Genomic DNA, 17,612 nt, shown 5'->3' on the forward strand with positions numbered 1-17,612 from the left:
AAACTTTGGTTTAATAAATATAAGTTTTAAGGAAATCAACTCGTGTGCTCGAGAACATAATTTTAGTGTGTTCGAGCACATTTTTATATTTTTTCTTGTTTTATAAAAATATAATATATAGTTTCGTAGAATCAAAAACGAAAATTTTAAATAAAATTATAACCTAATAATATTGTAATTATTTGAAATACAATATTTTAATAAAAGTGCTTAAGTGAGAAAAATTACTTCATTAGCTCCCGGCCGAACCTGTCTTTTTGGAGATCATCAAGATTATTTAGGCCTGCCTGTTATAGCCTGCGCCATAGATCGAAATATTAAATTAATTGCCAAAGAAAATCAATCCGCGTCATTCGTTCTAAATATGATCGATATAAATGAAATTCGGGTAATAGATATTCATGATGCTTTCGAAAAATTAGAACCCAGAGATTATTTTGGATCCGCTTTGCGAGTTTTACGCAGATATGGATGTAAGCCTGCAACAGGCTATACCATAACGATTACGGGAGATATTCCAATTAATTCAGGAACGTCCAGTTCATCAGCCTTATTAATGGCCTGGATCCGGTTTTTAATTGAAGCTTTTGGAATTGATCATGAAGTTACTCCCGAATTCCTTTCCAAAGTAGGATACGAATCCGAAGTTTTAGAACATGGAGAACCTGGCGGCATGATGGATCATTTTAGTATTGGTGTTGGAAATATTGTTTACATTAATACTAAAAAGCCTTTTTCTTTCGATGTGATCGGAAATGGATTAAAAGGTTTAATTACAGGAGTTTCTGGAGTTCCCAAAGAAACAATTGGTTTAATTGGCGAATTGAAAGGAAATGCTTTAATGGCAATTGATATCGTAAAACAAAACTATCCCGATTTCGATCTCAATACATCAGAAATTGAAGATTTAGATAATTATAGAAATTGTCTTCCAGGTCGTTTGATTCCATATTTTGAGGCGGCCATTAAAAATTTCCATTATACTAAAGAAGCATTAAAAGAATTTGAAAAACCAGTTTTAGATCTTCAAAAAATTGGCGCTTTAATGAATGGTCACCACGAAGTTTTGCGCGATCTGCTAAAAATTACAGTTCCAAGAATTGATGCTATGATTAATGCAGCTTTGAAAGCGGGAGCATACGGTGCAAAAATAGTTGGTTCTGGCGGCGGAGGCAGTATTGTGGTGATTGCAGATCCTAAAAAAGAAGACGTAGTGATTGAAGCAATATTAAACGCGGGAGCAGAAGAAGCTTACGCAGTAAATGTTGATCCAGGAGTACGAATTATTGATAATATTGAAATTTAAATAAGATGCACGACAATTTAGTGATTTTAGCAGGTGGAGCTTCTTCACGCATGAAAAAAGAAGCGGTATTGGATAATTTATCTGCTGAAGAAATAGCGCAGGCAAATGAAAGAAGCAAAGGTCTAATTGGTGTCGGCGCAAGCGGAAGACCTCTATTAGATTATCTTTTATGGAATGCGAAAAAAGCAGGTTACAAAAATATCTATATTATAATAGGTGAACAAGGCGAATTATTTAAGGAGTTTTATGGAAGTCAAATGAAAAATAATGATTTCCACGGCCTTAATATTTCATTTGCTGTACAATATATTCCAGAAGGAAGAGTAAAACCCTTTGGAACTGCAGATGCATTGTTTCAAGCTGTAGAACAATATCCAGAACTCAATTCTCAATTTTATTCAGTTTGTAATAGTGATAACTTATATTCTGCAGCAGCTCTCCGTGCTTTAAGAGAAACCAAAAGTCCGAACGCTTTTATTAGTTATGACCGCGATGCAATGGAATTTCCACAGGAACGTATTTCGCGTTTTGCAATTGCAAAATTAGACGAGAATAATCAGCTTTTGGATATTTTAGAAAAACCTTCCGAAGATGTTTTGGAACAATACAAAGACACCGAAGGAAAAATACGAGTAAGCATGAATGCTTTCAAGTTTAACGGCAAGACCTTATATATACATCTTCAAAATTGTCCTGTTCATCCAGAGCGTGACGAGAAGGAATTGCCAACGGTGCTTTTAAACTCCGTTAAGGAAAATCCGAATACTACAGTCGGAATTCCGTTTTCTGAGCATGTTCCCGACCTAACTGCAAAAGAGGATATTGCTGATGTAAAAGCGTATTTGGCAAAATATTATCCTGATTTAAATTGGAATAATAAAAATTAACAAAATATTCATATCTAAATTAGAGATTAAGGAAAATTAATGTACTACTTTTGTTTTGCAAAAAAAATGCAGATATTTGCATAAATTACGCATAAGGTAATTAAAGCGTTGATTCTAATTTAGATTTTGAAAAAACTAATCTATAACCAATCAACCCAAAAATTATGACAAAAATTCAAAGTACAGTACAGTTAGAAAAAAAGAATACCGTTGTTCCAATGGTAATTTTAACCTTGTTATTCTTTATTCTAGGATTTGTAACCTGGCTGAACGGACCTCTAATTCCGTTTTTTGAATTGGCTTGCGAACTAACTTCTTCTCAAGCCTACTTTGTGACTTTCGCATTTTATATTGCCTATTTTGTAATGGCAGTTCCTTCTTCCTATATTATTGAAAAAGTGGGGTATAAGAATGGAATTTCTTTAGGGTTATTAATCATTGCAGCTGGAGCTTTTATGTTTTATCCGGCCGCCGCAAGTCGAACATTTGTCTTCTTTTTATTAGCATTGTTTGTAATGGGAACTGGTTTAGCAGTTTTGCAGACAGCCTCAAATCCATATGTTGTGGTAATTGGACCAAGAGAAAGTGCTGCAGCTAGAATCAGCGTTTTAGGTATAGCCAATAAGCTAGCAGGATTTGTTGCTCCACTTGTGCTTACAGTTCTGGTTTTGTCTAATATGCAGGACTTCACAGCAGAGAAAATTGCTTTAATGGATGAGGTATCCAAAACAAATGCTTTAAATTCACTTGCATTGCAATTGCAAAGACCTTATCTTTATATGGGGTTGATTATAACTGTTTTGGCTTTGCTGGTTAAATTTTCTCCTTTGCCGGAAATTGATCTTGATGAAGAAGGAAATGTTTCTCATTTAAATATTTTCAAACAAATCAAAAACGCGTTTAGATATCCTCAGCTGGTTTTGGGAGTAATTACTTTAATGCTGTATTTATCCGCAGAAGTTTTAGCTGGAGATTCGATTGGAGGTTTTGGAAAACAGCTTGGAGTTTATGGTAATGATGGGAATTTTTATCTAAAGTTAACGTCTTTTACCATGTCAGCAATGGTTGTTGGGTATGTGCTTGGGATCGTTTTAATTCCTAAATATGTTTCGCAGGTAACAGCTTTAAAAGTCTCAGGAATTTTAGGAATAATACTAGTCTTGACAATTGTTTTGATTTCTCCAAAAATATTGGTTGCGCTTCCTAGAATTCCACAAATACCATTGGTAATTCTTTTAGTAGCACTTTTAGGATTAGCAAATGCTTTATGCTGGCCGGCAATCTGGCCAATGGCTTTACAGGATTTGGGCGGTTACACAAAGATTGGAAGTGCCATTTTGATTATGGGAATTATCGGTGGTGCAGTTTTTCCGTTATTTTATGGAATGATTACCGAAACTATCAATGCTGCAAATCTTGCAAAAAATATGCAAAACGTTTCGAGAAGCGGCAATCAAGTGGCTTATTTGATGTTATTGCCGTCTTATATAATGATTTTATTTTATGCTGTAAAAGGGCATAAATACAGGAAATGGAAATAGTGAACAAAAATAAAAATTAATATATCATGTTAAAAAGTAAAATCGACAAAGCAACAGGTTTCGAAAAAAGATTCGAAAACATTAATACAGTTGTTTTTGAAAACTCAACAGATGCTTCAAAAGAAGTAGCGCAGGAAATAGCGTCTTTAATTAAAGAAAAACAAAATGAAGGGAAACCTTGTATTTTAGGATTAGCAACTGGTTCTTCTCCAAAAGGATTATATGCAGAATTGGTTCGTCTGCATAAAGAAGAAGGTTTGAGTTTCAAAAATGTTATTAGTTTTAATTTGGATGAATACTATCCAATGGAGCCAAATTCAATCAATAGTTATGTTCGCTTTATGAAAGAACTTTTGTTTGACCATGTTGATATTTTACCAGAAAACGCACACGTCCCAGACGGACTTTTAACAAAAGAACAAATCGCAGATTATTGCCATCAATACGAAGCAAAAATCGAATCTTTAGGCGGGATCGATTTACAGATTCTTGGAATTGGAGGTAACGGACATATTGGTTTTAACGAATCTGGTTCGCTTCAAAACTCTAAAACTCGTTTGGTCGCACTAGACCATATTACAAGAGTTGCTGCAAGTAAAGATTTCTTTGGTTTGAATAATACACCAAGAACTGCTATTACACTTGGAGTAAAAAAAATCATGGAAGCTAAAAGAGTAATCTTATTGGCTTGGGGAGAAGGAAAAGCAAACATTGTAAAAAAATCTGTTGAAGACGAAGTGACAAACCGAGTTCCAGCTTCATTCTTGCAAGAACATAACAATGCAGTATTTGTTTTAGATAAAGAAGCTTCTTCAAAACTTACAAGAATTAACAAACCTTGGTTGGTTGAAAAAATCGTTTGGACAGATAAATTAACTCGTAAAGCGGTTTTAGGATTGGCATTAGATCTTAAAAAACCAATTTTAATGCTTACAGATGCAGATTATATCGAAAACGGTATGAGCGATTTATTGGCAGATTCAGGCCCAGCTTACGATACTAATATTAAGATATTTAATAAATTACAAAATACAATTACAGGCTGGCCAGGTGGAAAACCAAATGCAGACGACTCAAATCGTCCAGAAAGAGCGGAACCCGCTAAAAAACGTGTATTGATTTTCAGTCCGCATCCAGATGATGATATTATCAGTATGGGAGGAACTTTTATGCGTCTGCAAGAGCAGGGGCACGAAGTACACGTAGCGTACCAAACATCTGGAAACATTGCAGTTGCAGATGATGAAGCGCTTCGTTTTGCAAGATTCGTAATTGATTACAATGAAAAATTCGGAATCAAAAGTGAAGAAGCGGATAATATCTATAAAAAAGCAGAATCATTCTTAGAGAATAAAAAGAACAGTGAAATTGATATTCCTGAAGTTCGCTACATTAAAGGTTTGATTAGAAAAGGAGAGGCGAGAGCAACAAGTCATTTTGTTGGTCTGCCGGACAGCCAGATTCATTTTATGGAATTACCTTTCTATGAAACTGGTACAATCGAGAAAAAACCAATTGGTACAGAAGATATTCAATTGACAGTAGATTTAATCGAAAAAATTAAACCGCACCAGATTTACGCAGCGGGAGATTTAGCAGATCCGCACGGAACTCACAAAGTTTGTTTGGATGCGATTTTTGAAGCGGTAAAAGTTTTAAAACCAAAAGAATTCATGAACGACTGCTGGTTATGGTTGTACCGTGGAGCTTGGCAAGAATGGGGAATTGACGAAGTTGAAATGGCTGTTCCAATGAGTCCAGACCAAGTTTTAGAAAAACGTCATGGAATCTTCAAACACCAATCTCAAAAAGACGGAGTTGTTTTCCAAGGGACAGATGCAAGGGAGTTCTGGCAAAGAGCAGAAGACAGAAACCGCGAAACGGCAGAATTGTACCACCAATTAGGTCTGGCGACTTATGCGGCAATGGAGGCTTTCGTGAGATGGCACTACTAAGAGGCTAAGGTTCTGAGATGCTAAGATTCTGAGTTTTTTTAGTGTTTTTAGAAATTAGTAATAAGTCTTTAATAATATTTTTGAAGCAGGAGGAGAGAATGAAAACAAGTTCTTTTTTCTTGCTTCTTTTTTTTAAGGTTCTAAGGTACTGAGATGCTGAGGTTCTAAGTTTTTTGATCTTCGAGAATCTTTCTAATCTGTGGCAAAAGAAAAAATAAATGGTAGTTTTGCATGCAGTTGGAGTAAGAGGAAAAGCGAATAAGTCTTTCCACTTGCTTCTTTCTTCTTAAAAAAAAAATGGATCAAGATAAAAAACAACTCATCAAATTAGCACACACCAAAATGCCTTTCGGGAAATACGAAGGCAGATTTTTAATTGATCTTCCAGAATACTACGTAGTTTGGTATCATAATAAAGGTTTTCCAAAAGGAGAATTAGGGCAGCAGCTGCAATTGATATACGAATTGAAGTTAAATGGCTTAGAAGAATTGATTCGAAATATTAAGAAGCAATATCCGAAACCATTGTAATAGACTTTTAGCGATTGATATATTTTTAAATAATTAGATAAAAAGTTGGTTATAATATTTGAAAAAATCATAAAAGCTAGATAAAGAATAACATATTGAAAGGTTTTCTTTTAATTTAAAAAAGCTAAAAATCTTGCAATCTAAAATTCTAAAAATCTAAGAAGTCTAATGTTCAAATTGTCTAATTAAATTTGTACTTTTGCCAAGTTTTTTACACAACTACTTACAAACAACAACAGAATGAATCAAACAAAATATATTTTTGTTACAGGAGGTGTGACCTCTTCATTAGGAAAAGGAATTATCGCGGCATCTTTGGCAAAATTGTTACAAGGAAGAGGATACCGTACAACTATTCAAAAATTTGATCCATACATTAATGTTGATCCAGGAACACTAAATCCTTATGAGCACGGAGAATGTTATGTGACAGATGATGGAGCTGAAACAGACTTAGATTTAGGACATTACGAGCGTTTCTTAAACGTTCCTACGTCTCAGGCTAATAACGTTACTACAGGAAGAGTTTATCTTTCGGTTATTGAAAAGGAAAGAAGAGGAGAGTTTTTAGGAAAAACAGTTCAGGTTGTTCCTCACATCACAAACGAAATCAAAGACAGAATGCAGTTGCTGGGGAAATCTGGCGATTATGATATTGTAATTACTGAAATTGGTGGAACTGTTGGGGATATCGAATCTTTACCTTATATAGAATCTGTTCGTCAGCTAGTATGGGAATTAGGTGAAAATAACGGAATCGTAATTCATTTAACACTAGTTCCATATTTGGCCGCAGCAGGTGAGTTGAAAACAAAACCAACACAGCACTCTGTTAAAACTTTAATGGAAAGCGGTATAAAAGCAGATATTTTAGTTTGTAGAACGGAGCACGAATTGTCTCAGGAATTACGCCAGAAATTAGCTTTGTTCTGTAATGTGAAAAAAGAAGCGGTTATTCAGTCAATTGATGCTTCTACTATATATGAAGTTCCAAATTTAATGCTTGAAGAAGGATTAGATGTTGTGGCTTTAAAGAAATTGGATTTACCTAAAAAAGCATCTCCAGATCTTAAAAACTGGAATACTTTCTTAAAAAGATTAAAAAATCCAAAACAGACTGTAAATATTGGTTTAGTTGGAAAATATGTAGAAATGCAGGATTGTTACAAATCTATTTTAGAGGCGTTCATTCATGCAGGTGCTGCAAATGAGACTAAAGTAAATGTAATTTCTATTCACTCAGAGCATATTAATGCTGATAATGTGGAAGAGAAATTAGGAACTCTTGATGGAGTTGTAGTTGCTCCAGGTTTTGGTGAAAGAGGTATTGAAGGAAAAATTGAAGCAGTTCGTTACGTTCGTGAAAACAATATTCCTTTCTTCGGAATTTGTTTAGGAATGCAAATGTCTGTTATTGAATATTCTAGAAATATTTTAGGTTATGCCGATGCGAATTCTACAGAGATGAACGATAAAACGCCTCATCCTGTTGTGAATTTAATGGAAGAGCAAAAAACGATTACTGATAAAGGAGGAACAATGCGTTTAGGTGCTTGGAAATGTGATATTAAGCCAAACACTCTAGCACACAGAATTTACGGAGAAAAAACTATTTCAGAGCGTCACCGCCACCGTTATGAGTATAACAATAAATATGCTGATGAATTGCAAAAAGCTGGTTTAAAAGCTTCTGGAGTAAATCCTGATACCGGTTTAGTGGAGATCGTTGAGCTTGAAAACCACCCATTCTTTATTGGTGTACAATACCACCCAGAATACAAAAGTACAGTTGCAAATCCGCACCCTATATTTGTAAACTTTGTGGCAGCTGCAGTAAATGCGCATAAAAAACAGTAATTAATATTTTGAGAAGTTTGTAACTTTTGAGATAAACTCAGTACTAATAGACTTCAACGAATAACTTTTTTAAATTATAATGGAAGAAAAAAAATTTGACCTCAATTCGATCATTGGTTTTGTATTGATATTCGGAATTTTGATTTGGATAATGTACCAAAATCAGCCTTCTGATAAAGAAATTGCTGCTGAAAAAGCCAAGAAAGAATTAGTCGCAAAACAAGAAGCACAAGCAAAAGCTGATAAAGCTAAAACAGCATCATTGCCAGTTGCAGCGGTAACTCCAGGAGATACCTTACAATTGGCTCAATTGCAAAAAACTTTAGGTGGATTTGCTTACTCTGCAACGCTTCCTTCTGCTAAAGAGGCTTTTACTACAATCGAAAACGAAAAGATTAAACTTAAAATCGCCAATAAAGGTGGTTATATTGTTGAGGCTACTTTAAAAGAATTCGAAAAAATTAGAAAAGGTTCTGGTCAATTGGTTGAGTTAATCAAAAACAATAACTCGAGCTTAAATTTACAGCTTCTTACTACGGATAATAGAACTTTAAGTTCTAAAGATTTATATTTTGAGCCGACATTAGAAAAAATTGGTGCAGATCAAGTTTTATCTATGCGTTTAAAAGCAGGTGCTAACGAATTTTTAGAATATAAATACATCCTTAAGCCAAATGATTATTTAGTTGGTTTTGATATTCGTTCTCAAGGATTAAACAGAGTTTTAAATTCTGCTAAACCAGTTGATTTACAATGGGATTTGAAAACGTATAGAAATGAAAAAAGTATTTCTTACGAAAATCGTTATGCTCAAATTGATTATAAATACAACGAATCAAAATACAGCAACGTAAGTTCTCATGGGCAAGGAAAGGAGGAAACTCCTGAAAAAGTAAGTTTCGTAGCTTTCAAGCAGCACTTCTTCACGACTATTTTGGCTACAGAAAAACCATTTGAAACTTCAAAATTACAATCTGACGATTTAGTGAAAGATGAAAAGATCGACACTGTTTTTACCAAACAGTTTAGAGCTAATCTGCCTTTGGCATTCTCAAATGGTGAGATTGATTACAAAATGAGTTTGTATTTTGGTCCTGCTGATTACAAAACATTAAAATCTTACGATAAGAATTTCGAAAAAATCATTCCTTTAGGCTGGGGAATTTTTGGATGGATTAATAAATTTATCTTTATTCCGTTATTTGGGTTTTTAAGTTCAACAATTGGATTGTCTTTAGGAATCGCTATTATTATTTTTACAATTATTATCAAATTGGCTATGTCGCCAATTACGTATAAATCATTCTTGTCTCAGGCTAAAATGAAAGTTTTAAGACCTGATATTGCAGAATTGGGAGAAAAATTCAAAAAAGACCCAATGAAGAAACAACAGGAAACAATGAAACTGTACAATAAAGCAGGAGTAAACCCAATGGCAGGATGTATCCCGGCATTGATTCAGCTTCCTTTTATGTATGCGTCGTTCCAGTTTTTCCCTGCAGCATTTGAATTAAGACAAAAAAGTTTCCTTTGGGCAGACGATTTATCATCTTTTGACTCGGTTGTGAAATTACCATTTACTATTCCGATGTACGGAGATCACATCAGTTTGTTCCCAATTTTGGCGGCAATTGCAATTTTCTTCTACATGAAAATGACATCTGGAGATCAGCAAATGGCAGCGCCTCAGCAGGAAGGTATGCCGGATATGGCAAAAATGATGAAGATCATGATTTATGTTTCGCCATTAATGATGTTGATTTTCTTTAATAGTTATGGTGCAGGTTTAAGTTTATATAACTTTATCTCCAACTTAATTACTATCGGTATTATGTTTGTTATTAAAAATTACATCGTAGACAGCGAAAAAATTCACGCACAGATTCAAGAGAACAAACAAAGAGAGCCTAAAAAGCCAAGTAAGTTTCAACAACGTCTTCAAGAGGTAATGGAACAACAAGAAGCAGCAAAAGCTCAGAATAAAAAGAAGTAATTCTATTCTCAATAAAACAAAGAAACCGTCTCGTTAAAAACGAGACGGTTTCTTTTTTACAATTAGTTTTATCTAAAATTTAGGTAGTAAAACCTTGTCAATGACATGAATTATTCCATTTGAACACTGTACATCGGTTGCAATAATATTACTGATTCGATTGCTGGCATCGGTGATTTTTGCACCGCCAGTTAGGTTAACCGTAAAATTTTGGCTGGCAAAAGTATTAACTACTTGTCCGTTTGTCAAAGCAGATGATTGAACATTTGCACCAGTAACGACGTGATATTTTAAAGTAGTTTCTAAGACACTAGCTGGAATAGCAGGAAGACCTGAAAATCCAGCTTCAGTTAAGAAACTTGTAAAAGCTGTATTTGTAGGTGCAAAAACCGTGAAAGGTGAATTTGCAGTTCCAGATAATGTTGCAGCAAAACCCGATGAAGCATTATAGGTCAAAGCAGCAACCAGTGTGGCGAAATTTTTATTGGCTACTGCATGGTTTACAATAGTCGGCAGTCCGATAACGCCGTCTACGATGTGAATAACACCATTAGAAGCTTCAATATCTGCAGTTGTTACCACAGCGCCTCCATTTGTTTTTCCTCCGTTAATATCAACTCCTGTACCTTTTTCCAGATACATACTAATAGTGTTTGCAGTTGAAGCACTTCCTTTCGCTAAAGTTTTTACATATCCAGTAGCTATTTCAGAGGATTTTACTTTTGTACTTAAAACGTGATTCAGTAAAATTTCTTTTAAAGCAGGAACAGGAACAGCATTAAGATTAGCATATCCATTTGCTTGTAAAAAAGCGGTAAACGCTGTATTTGTTGGCGCAAAAACGGTAAATGTACCAGAAGAGTTCAATGTGGTCGCCAAATCTGCTTTTTCCAAAGCAGCAACCAGCGAGCTCAGATTAGGATTTGTTTTCGCGATCGCCACAATCGTTTGTGGTTGTTGTGGATCATCATCATTATCATCGTTGCTGCATGAAATACTGACGAAAGCAATTAATGCTAATAAGGCAATTAAATTAAATTTGATTGTTTTCATAATATAGTTTTTTTGTGTTTGTCACTACTAAGTTATCTAATTTTGTTTAATTAAAATTTAAAATGATTAAACATTTATTAAAATTAGTATATATTTAACTTTTGTTTATTGTTCTGGTTTTTAGTGAATTATGATTTTTATCCCTTTTTAAAAGGATTCTCTATCTTTAAAATGTTAAATTGTTTTTTTTGTTTATAAAGCTCTTGTTATACTTAAAATGGTTATATTTTTGTAATACTAAAACTCAATTTTTGTTGTTATATAGAAAAATAGATTATGAAAAAATTTTGGATTTTATTTTTAATAAGTATTGTGTCTTATTCACAAGAATCTAACAAGGTAGATGCTAACGGTAAAAAAGACGGTCTTTGGAAAGGTATTTACACCGAATCGAAGCGTCCTCGTTACGAGGGAACTTTTGATCACGGAAAAGAAACTGGTATTTTTAAATTTTTTGATGATACCAAAAAAGGAGATATTGTAGCTACAAGGGATTTTAGTGCCAATGACGGAAGTTCCTATACTATTTTTTATGACCAAAATAAAAACAAGGTAAGCGAAGGTAAAGAAGTTGGAAAGTCTCGTGAAGGCGAATGGAAATACTACCATAAAGCTTCTAAAGTTTTAATGACTGTTGAAAACTATAAAAACGGAAAGCTTGAAGGTTTGAGAACCATTTATTATCCTAATGAAAAAGTGGCAGAAGAGATGATGTATAAAAATGGTTTAAAAGAAGGAGCTTACAAAAAAATGGGTCAGGACGGAACCCTTTTGGAAGAGTCTAATTTTAAAAATAACGAATATAATGGCGACGCTGTTTTTTATGATTCAGATAAATCTGTTGCTTCTAAAGGCAAATTCGTAAATGGTAAAAAAGCAGGAATCTGGCAGTTTTATCAAAAAGGAAAATTGGTAAAAGAAGTAAATATGAGTGATCCAAAAAACACCAACAAAGCTTCTGAAAAAGGGCCGGCACCCAAAAAATAGTCACTTATTACATTTGTAATTACTTCATTCAAAATAAAAAAGAAAAAGAATAAATTGTTTACATTTGGGTAACCAATTTATTCTAACCAATGGATTTACGTGAACTTTTAGGGAGATTTCTGCTGTTGTTTCTTTCAATTTTGGTTTTATATTTTTTCTCCAATAGAAAGGATAACGCAACCATAAATCCACTAATGGTAATTGTTGGCTTGTGTACATTTTCACTGTGTTATCTTTTTACCAAAATAGAAATCGGAGTTGGAATTGGGTTTGGATTATTTGCAATTTTTTCAATACTTCGATTCAGAACGCAGTCTTTTACCGTAAATGCTGTGATCTTTCTGTTTGCGACCATTACATTATCGATTTTAGATATTATGTATCCTTTTGAAAAGATTGAATTGTTGTTGTTTTTTCAAATAATAATAATCGGATTTTATGTTATTGCTTCGATTATTGTCAATAAAAAAGCTTCTAAATACTTAAATTCGGTCGATGTCAAAATTCCGCTTGACGAGAATTTTTCTCTTAATCAGGAGTTTATTAGAAAATCTATTCAAGAAAAAATTAAAATAGAAGATTTTGATTTTAGAATTGTCTTAATCAACACCGCTGCAAACGAAATAGATTTATTGGTTTTTTATTAATCATTAAAAGGTCGAACCTGTTTAATATACAAATCTCTTTTTTCGCCGACAATCTTAAACTCAATATCTACGGGATGAAATTGGTTTTTACGCCAATAACGATACATTTTGGTTTCGATTTTTTTACTGACAGTATATAAATTACTCATTTCTTTTCTGCTCAATAAAGGCTCATTATTATTCAAATTGGAATTTGAAGTATAATCAATATCAAAATCTGTTTCGTCTTTTCCATCGTTAAAATGATAAGCAACAAACTGCTCGCATATTTCTCCTTTTTCTGGTTTTACAACTGAGTTTTCGCCTTTTTGAATATTAACGGTAATTCCAGGAAAATTTTTTCTAAAAATATTTTTTGTGATAATAACTCCATTTGACAGCTCATCAGGAAAAGAGCGATGCACTAAAACGCCCATAGCTATATTTTGCTGATCGATTCCGAAAAGTTCTCGCTCGTTGTACGATGCTTCATTCCAAGTACTTGCCCAAACTTGTTTGATCGCTTTTTCGAATGTTTTAATGCTGTCGCCAAGAATTCCAGTTTTAGAATCGTACAATCCAGCGCCATTAAAATCATCTAAATCTTCTGCATTTGTAGAAGATCTAAACCTGAAATTTTTGAATTGAGCATTTTTAAACGCCAGATTTAGTTTTGAAATTAATTCGGGATCGACAGGTTCTTTTTTAATAGCCTCTCTAATTTTTTTCAGCTGTTTAGTAATCCATACTGCTGAATCTTTGTTCGGATAAGCTAGAAGTTCTGCGATCAACGGAGAAATTGAAGTTTTTTGAATATGCTTCGTATAAAAATAGAACGGAATAGCATGCGCATCTTCTGGAGTTTTAAACGGAATTTCTTTTGAAATCGCAATTAAATAGGCCATGTTCTGAGCTTTCGAACCAATATAATTTACGCCTTTCTTAGGAATTTCGGATAGATTAACCAGCTCAGTTACACTGTTGTCAATTGTTAGTTTTTTCCTTTTTTCAGTGGTTTTTGTCGGTATTTTTTTAGTAGTTTCTTTGATATAAAAAGTATCAACTTCTATTTTTAATTCTACTTTTTTAGAAAGCTGTTTCTTGATATTATTGTCCTTTTCAATATCGGTGTACGCCATAATGGGGATCTTTCTGTTCTTTCCCAGAAGAACCAAATGACTTAAAGGAGTTTGAAGTTCGTTTACAATAATACCTCGAACGTTTGGCAGGATATCTGGTGTTCCATCCAAAATAATAATTTCATCTGGATTTGGTTTTAATGTTTCTAATTCTTTGATTTTATATTTTTTTAGAATTCCGATGTTGCTGCCGCCAACAACTTCTTGGTATTTAATTTCATTAAAAATATAATCTGATTTTACGCAGGGAATTGATAATTTTTGCTGTTGAAACCATTGCATTAGTTCGGGGTTATTCAAATAAAATTTTAAATGCTGTCCGACAAAAGTGGAGTTTTTGACTAAATTGAAAAATCGCTCAATTAGTGCAATTGGCATATGATCTGACGCGGCGAGTTCGAAAATCCATTTTTCAGTTCCTTTTATGTGATTTAGATTTCCGAGTAAAAAGTCTCGGTCTTTTTCGGTGTCGCTGTAATTTCTATTATTAAAAACATCCAGATCTTGACCATATCCCAAATAATCTGTTGCAAAATCATAATGCAGTAAAATTAGACTGCTGTTGAAATAATACATTTTCTGTTTTCGCAAGTCGTACATAACTTTAACCGATTCGATATTTGAGAATTTATCCGACAAGGGTTTTCCTCTAAATGCTTTGTAAGCTTCGTAATTAGGAAGAGACGAAACAAATCGCTGCGCACTTAAAGTTGTTAATGCGAACAAGAAAAATAGGCCGTAAATGTATTTTTTCATTCTATTGAAATTGAAGAATAAATGTACTTAAAAAAGTAATAAGTTTTATCTACTGCAGGATTGCTTAAAGTAATCAAAACCTTTGTGTAATTTTCTATTATTTGGCGTACCTTTGCAACCTTAAAAAATTAAAGATTTCAAAATGAAACGAGTAGTTGTTGGACTTTCAGGTGGAGTAGATTCTAGTGTTGCGGCGTATTTACTACAGCAGCAAGGATACGAAGTTATTGGCCTTTTTATGAAAAACTGGCACGATGATTCGGTTACTATTTCTAACGAATGTCCTTGGCTTGAAGACAGTAATGATGCTTTGCTTGTTGCTGAAAAACTTGGAATACCGTTTCAAACTGTTGATTTAAGCGAAGAGTACAAAGAAAAAATCGTTGACTATATGTTTAACGAATACGAAAAAGGAAGAACTCCAAATCCTGATGTACTTTGTAACCGCGAAATCAAATTTGATGTGTTTATGAAAATCGCTCTAAGTCTTGGAGCAGATTATGTTGCAACTGGACATTACTGCCAAAAAAGTGAAATCGAAGTTGACGGAAAAACGGTTTATCAATTAATTGCAGGAAACGACGTTAACAAAGACCAATCTTATTTTTTATGTCAGTTGTCACAAGAGCAATTATCAAAAGCTTTGTTTCCAATTGGAGCTTTAACAAAACCAGAAGTACGAGAAATCGCTGCTGAAATGGAATTGGTTACTGCAGAGAAAAAAGATTCTCAAGGATTATGTTTTATTGGAAAAGTTCGTCTTCCAGAATTTCTTCAGCAAAAATTACAGCCTAAAGAAGGTAAAATTGTGCAGGTTGATAAAAATGATTCTATTTATGTTGGTGAAAAACCAGCTGGAATTTCTTTAGAAGAAGATTTAAAATTAGAATCTCAAAAGTTAAACTACGTTCCAACAATGGGAAAAGTAGTGGGCAAACATCAGGGAGCACACTATTTTACTGTCGGGCAGAGAAAAGGTTTGAACGTTGGAGGAACTACAGATCCTTTATTTGTAATTGCTACCGATGTTGAAACGAATACTATTTATACAGGTTTGTCAAGTCTTCATCCAGGATTATTCAAAAAAGCACTTTACGTTGGAAAATCAGAAGTACACTGGGTTAGAGAAGATTTAACTTTGAAAGCTGGAGAGAAAATGGAAGTAATGGCTAGAATTCGTTACCGCCAGCCTTTGCAAAAAGCAATTCTGCATCAATTTGAAGACGGGATGTACGTTGAATTTGAAGAACCGCAGTCTGCTATTACAGAAGGACAGTTTGTTGCTTGGTATTTAGAAAATGAATTAGTTGGTTCGGGAGTAATTTCTTAGCTTTATACCTTATTTGGAAGAAATTCCTCAAAGGGTTGCTATGAAATCTAACTTTACTTACCTTTTATTACTTCTTTCGTTTGCAGTATTTGCTCAAGAAGATGCGTGGGTTTATTTTAATGGAAAACCTAATGCGCAAGTTTTTTTTGCAAATCCGTTGGCAGAGCTTTCTCAGAAATCTTTAGATCGAAGAACCAATCAGAATATCGCTTTAGATATTACAGATGCTCCTCTGGAAACTTCATATGTAAATCAAATTATATCGAGTACTGGTATAACAGTTATGGCGCAGTCTAAGTGGCTGAATGCACTTCATATTCAAGGAAATCAGGCAAACATAAATGCATTAAAGGCATTATCTTTCGTTCAAAAGATAGAGTTTGCGGATAAAACTTTAAATGTAACTAGTAAAAAAGTTTCAGAAGCAAAAACCGGCAGTTCAAAAGACAAACTAAAAACTGCAATTGATTATTCATACGGTAATTCTGCGAATCAAATTCAGATGCTGAACGGTCAAGTTTTGCATCAGCAGAATTTTACCGGAGAAGGAAAAATTATAGCAGTTTTAGACGCTGGTTTCCCAGGTGTAAACACTGCACAGCCCTTTGAAAATCTCAGAAACAATAACCGAATTTTGGGAGGTTATGATTTTACTGCAAGGAATACCAATTTTTATACCGGAGACGATCATGGAACTTTGGTACTCTCAACAATGGGAGGTTATAAAGAAAACTCTTTAATTGGAACCGCCCCAAATGCGTCCTATTATCTTTTTATTACAGAAATTGATGCTTTTGAAAATCCAGTCGAGGAGTCACTTTGGGTTGAAGCAGCAGAGAGAGCAGATGCTTTAGGAGTCGATATAATTACTACTTCATTAGGTTATTTTGGCGACCGTGACGAATCTCGATATAATCATACTTACAGCGATATGAACGGAGTTACCAATTTTATTTCGCGCGGGGCAGAAACAGCATTTAGTAAAGGTATTTTAGTTTTGGCTTCTGCGGGAAATGAGGGAAATCGGGTAGAAAAACACATTGGTTCGCCTGCCGATGCAGTTTCTGTATTGGCAATAGGATCAGTTACTGCTGCAAAAACAAGATCTAGTTTTAGTTCGATTGGGCCAAGTTATGATGGGAGAATAAAACCAGAAATTATGGCGCAGGGAACAGCTTCGGTTGTTTCTGATGCTAACGGAATTATTGGAACAGTAAATGGGACATCTTTTTCTTGTCCAATAATGTCAGGAATGGCAGCTTCTTTATGGCAGGCCTTTCCTTCTAAAACCAATCAAGAAATCAGGCAGATGATTTTGGCTTCTTCGGATAGATTTACAAACCCTGACAACAATTATGGCTATGGAATTCCGAATTTCGGTGCGACTTTAAGCGTTGATAATTTTATAGCCGAAGCTTCTTTTTCGGTCTATCCAAATCCTGTAAAAAATGAAGTGACTTTTTCTTTTTTAACAGAAAATAGCACAGCCTCTGTAACTATTTATTCGGTGTTAGGTCAGAAATTAATTCAGGAAAAAATTAATAATTCCAATCCAGTTCTTTCTTTGCAGTCATTACAAAGCGGACTCTATTTTTATAGTTTTGATGCTGATAATCTGCATAAAACAGGAAAGCTAATCAAGCAATAATTT

The 17,612-nt window shown here is 34.1% G+C and carries 13 protein-coding genes; 11 read left to right on the forward strand and 2 right to left on the reverse strand.

What is annotated here, in order from left to right; genetic code table 11:
- Positions 1 to 214 precede the first annotated feature (214 nt).
- From HYN86_RS11110 to yidC, 7 genes are all read left to right on the forward strand, one after another.
- Positions 215 to 1,306, forward strand: coding sequence for a mevalonate kinase family protein (locus HYN86_RS11110; RefSeq protein WP_113678088.1), 1,092 nt, complete (start codon positions 215 to 217; stop codon positions 1,304 to 1,306).
- Positions 1,307 to 1,311: 5 nt separating this feature from the next.
- Positions 1,312 to 2,193 carry a sugar phosphate nucleotidyltransferase gene (locus HYN86_RS11115; RefSeq protein ID WP_113678089.1) on the forward strand — a complete coding sequence of 294 codons (882 nt, stop codon included), beginning with the start codon at positions 1,312 to 1,314 and terminating at the stop codon, positions 2,191 to 2,193.
- Between the two features lie 164 nt (positions 2,194 to 2,357).
- Positions 2,358 to 3,734: a sugar MFS transporter gene (locus HYN86_RS11120; protein ID WP_113678090.1), complete on the forward strand. Its 1,377-nt coding sequence runs from the start codon at positions 2,358 to 2,360 to the stop codon at positions 3,732 to 3,734.
- A 26-nt stretch (positions 3,735 to 3,760) separates the two neighbouring features.
- A complete protein-coding gene (gene nagB, locus HYN86_RS11125) occupies positions 3,761 to 5,689 on the forward strand; it encodes a glucosamine-6-phosphate deaminase (protein WP_113678091.1) in 1,929 nt (642 codons plus the stop codon).
- Positions 5,690 to 5,986: 297 nt separating this feature from the next.
- A complete protein-coding gene (locus HYN86_RS11130) occupies positions 5,987 to 6,220 on the forward strand; it encodes a DUF3820 family protein (RefSeq protein ID WP_113678092.1) in 234 nt (77 codons plus the stop codon).
- 240 nt (positions 6,221 to 6,460) lie between these two features.
- A complete protein-coding gene (locus HYN86_RS11135; RefSeq protein WP_113678093.1) occupies positions 6,461 to 8,077 on the forward strand; it encodes a CTP synthase in 1,617 nt (538 codons plus the stop codon).
- 79 nt (positions 8,078 to 8,156) lie between these two features.
- Positions 8,157 to 10,070, forward strand: coding sequence for a membrane protein insertase YidC (gene yidC, locus HYN86_RS11140; protein WP_113678094.1), 1,914 nt, complete (start codon positions 8,157 to 8,159; stop codon positions 10,068 to 10,070).
- 72 nt (positions 10,071 to 10,142) lie between these two features.
- On the opposite strand, the gene HYN86_RS11145 is transcribed toward yidC, so the two are convergent.
- On the reverse strand, positions 10,143 to 11,123 hold the full coding sequence (locus tag HYN86_RS11145; protein ID WP_113678095.1) for a fasciclin domain-containing protein: 981 nt from the start codon (positions 11,121 to 11,123) through the stop codon (positions 10,143 to 10,145).
- Between the two features lie 276 nt (positions 11,124 to 11,399).
- Here HYN86_RS11145 and HYN86_RS11150 point away from each other — a divergent pair, with 276 nt between their 5' ends.
- The gene (locus tag HYN86_RS11150) at positions 11,400 to 12,110 is read left to right on the forward strand and encodes a toxin-antitoxin system YwqK family antitoxin (protein ID WP_113678096.1); all 711 of its coding nucleotides are present in this window, start codon (positions 11,400 to 11,402) and stop codon (positions 12,108 to 12,110) included.
- Between the two features lie 89 nt (positions 12,111 to 12,199).
- Entirely contained in the window at positions 12,200 to 12,757 is a 558-nt protein-coding gene (locus HYN86_RS11155) for a DUF4956 domain-containing protein (RefSeq protein WP_113678097.1), read from the forward strand.
- On the opposite strand, the gene HYN86_RS11160 is transcribed toward HYN86_RS11155, so the two are convergent.
- Positions 12,754 to 14,631: a PEP/pyruvate-binding domain-containing protein gene (locus HYN86_RS11160; protein WP_113678098.1), complete on the reverse strand. Its 1,878-nt coding sequence runs from the start codon at positions 14,629 to 14,631 to the stop codon at positions 12,754 to 12,756. The genes HYN86_RS11155 and HYN86_RS11160 overlap by 4 nt on opposite strands.
- Before the next feature lie 142 nt (positions 14,632 to 14,773).
- On the opposite strand from HYN86_RS11160, the gene mnmA reads away from it, so the two are divergent.
- Together mnmA and HYN86_RS11170 are read left to right on the forward strand one after the other, a co-directional pair.
- Positions 14,774 to 15,961 carry a tRNA 2-thiouridine(34) synthase MnmA gene (mnmA, locus tag HYN86_RS11165; protein WP_113678099.1) on the forward strand — a complete coding sequence of 396 codons (1,188 nt, stop codon included), beginning with the start codon at positions 14,774 to 14,776 and terminating at the stop codon, positions 15,959 to 15,961.
- A gap of 40 nt (positions 15,962 to 16,001) precedes the next feature.
- The gene (locus HYN86_RS11170; protein ID WP_113678100.1) at positions 16,002 to 17,609 is read left to right on the forward strand and encodes a S8 family serine peptidase; all 1,608 of its coding nucleotides are present in this window, start codon (positions 16,002 to 16,004) and stop codon (positions 17,607 to 17,609) included.
- Positions 17,610 to 17,612 lie beyond the last annotated feature (3 nt).

Origin of the sequence: Flavobacterium fluviale (genome assembly GCF_003312915.1) — a bacterium.
GTDB classification, from domain to species: Bacteria; Bacteroidota; Bacteroidia; order Flavobacteriales; family Flavobacteriaceae; genus Flavobacterium; species Flavobacterium fluviale.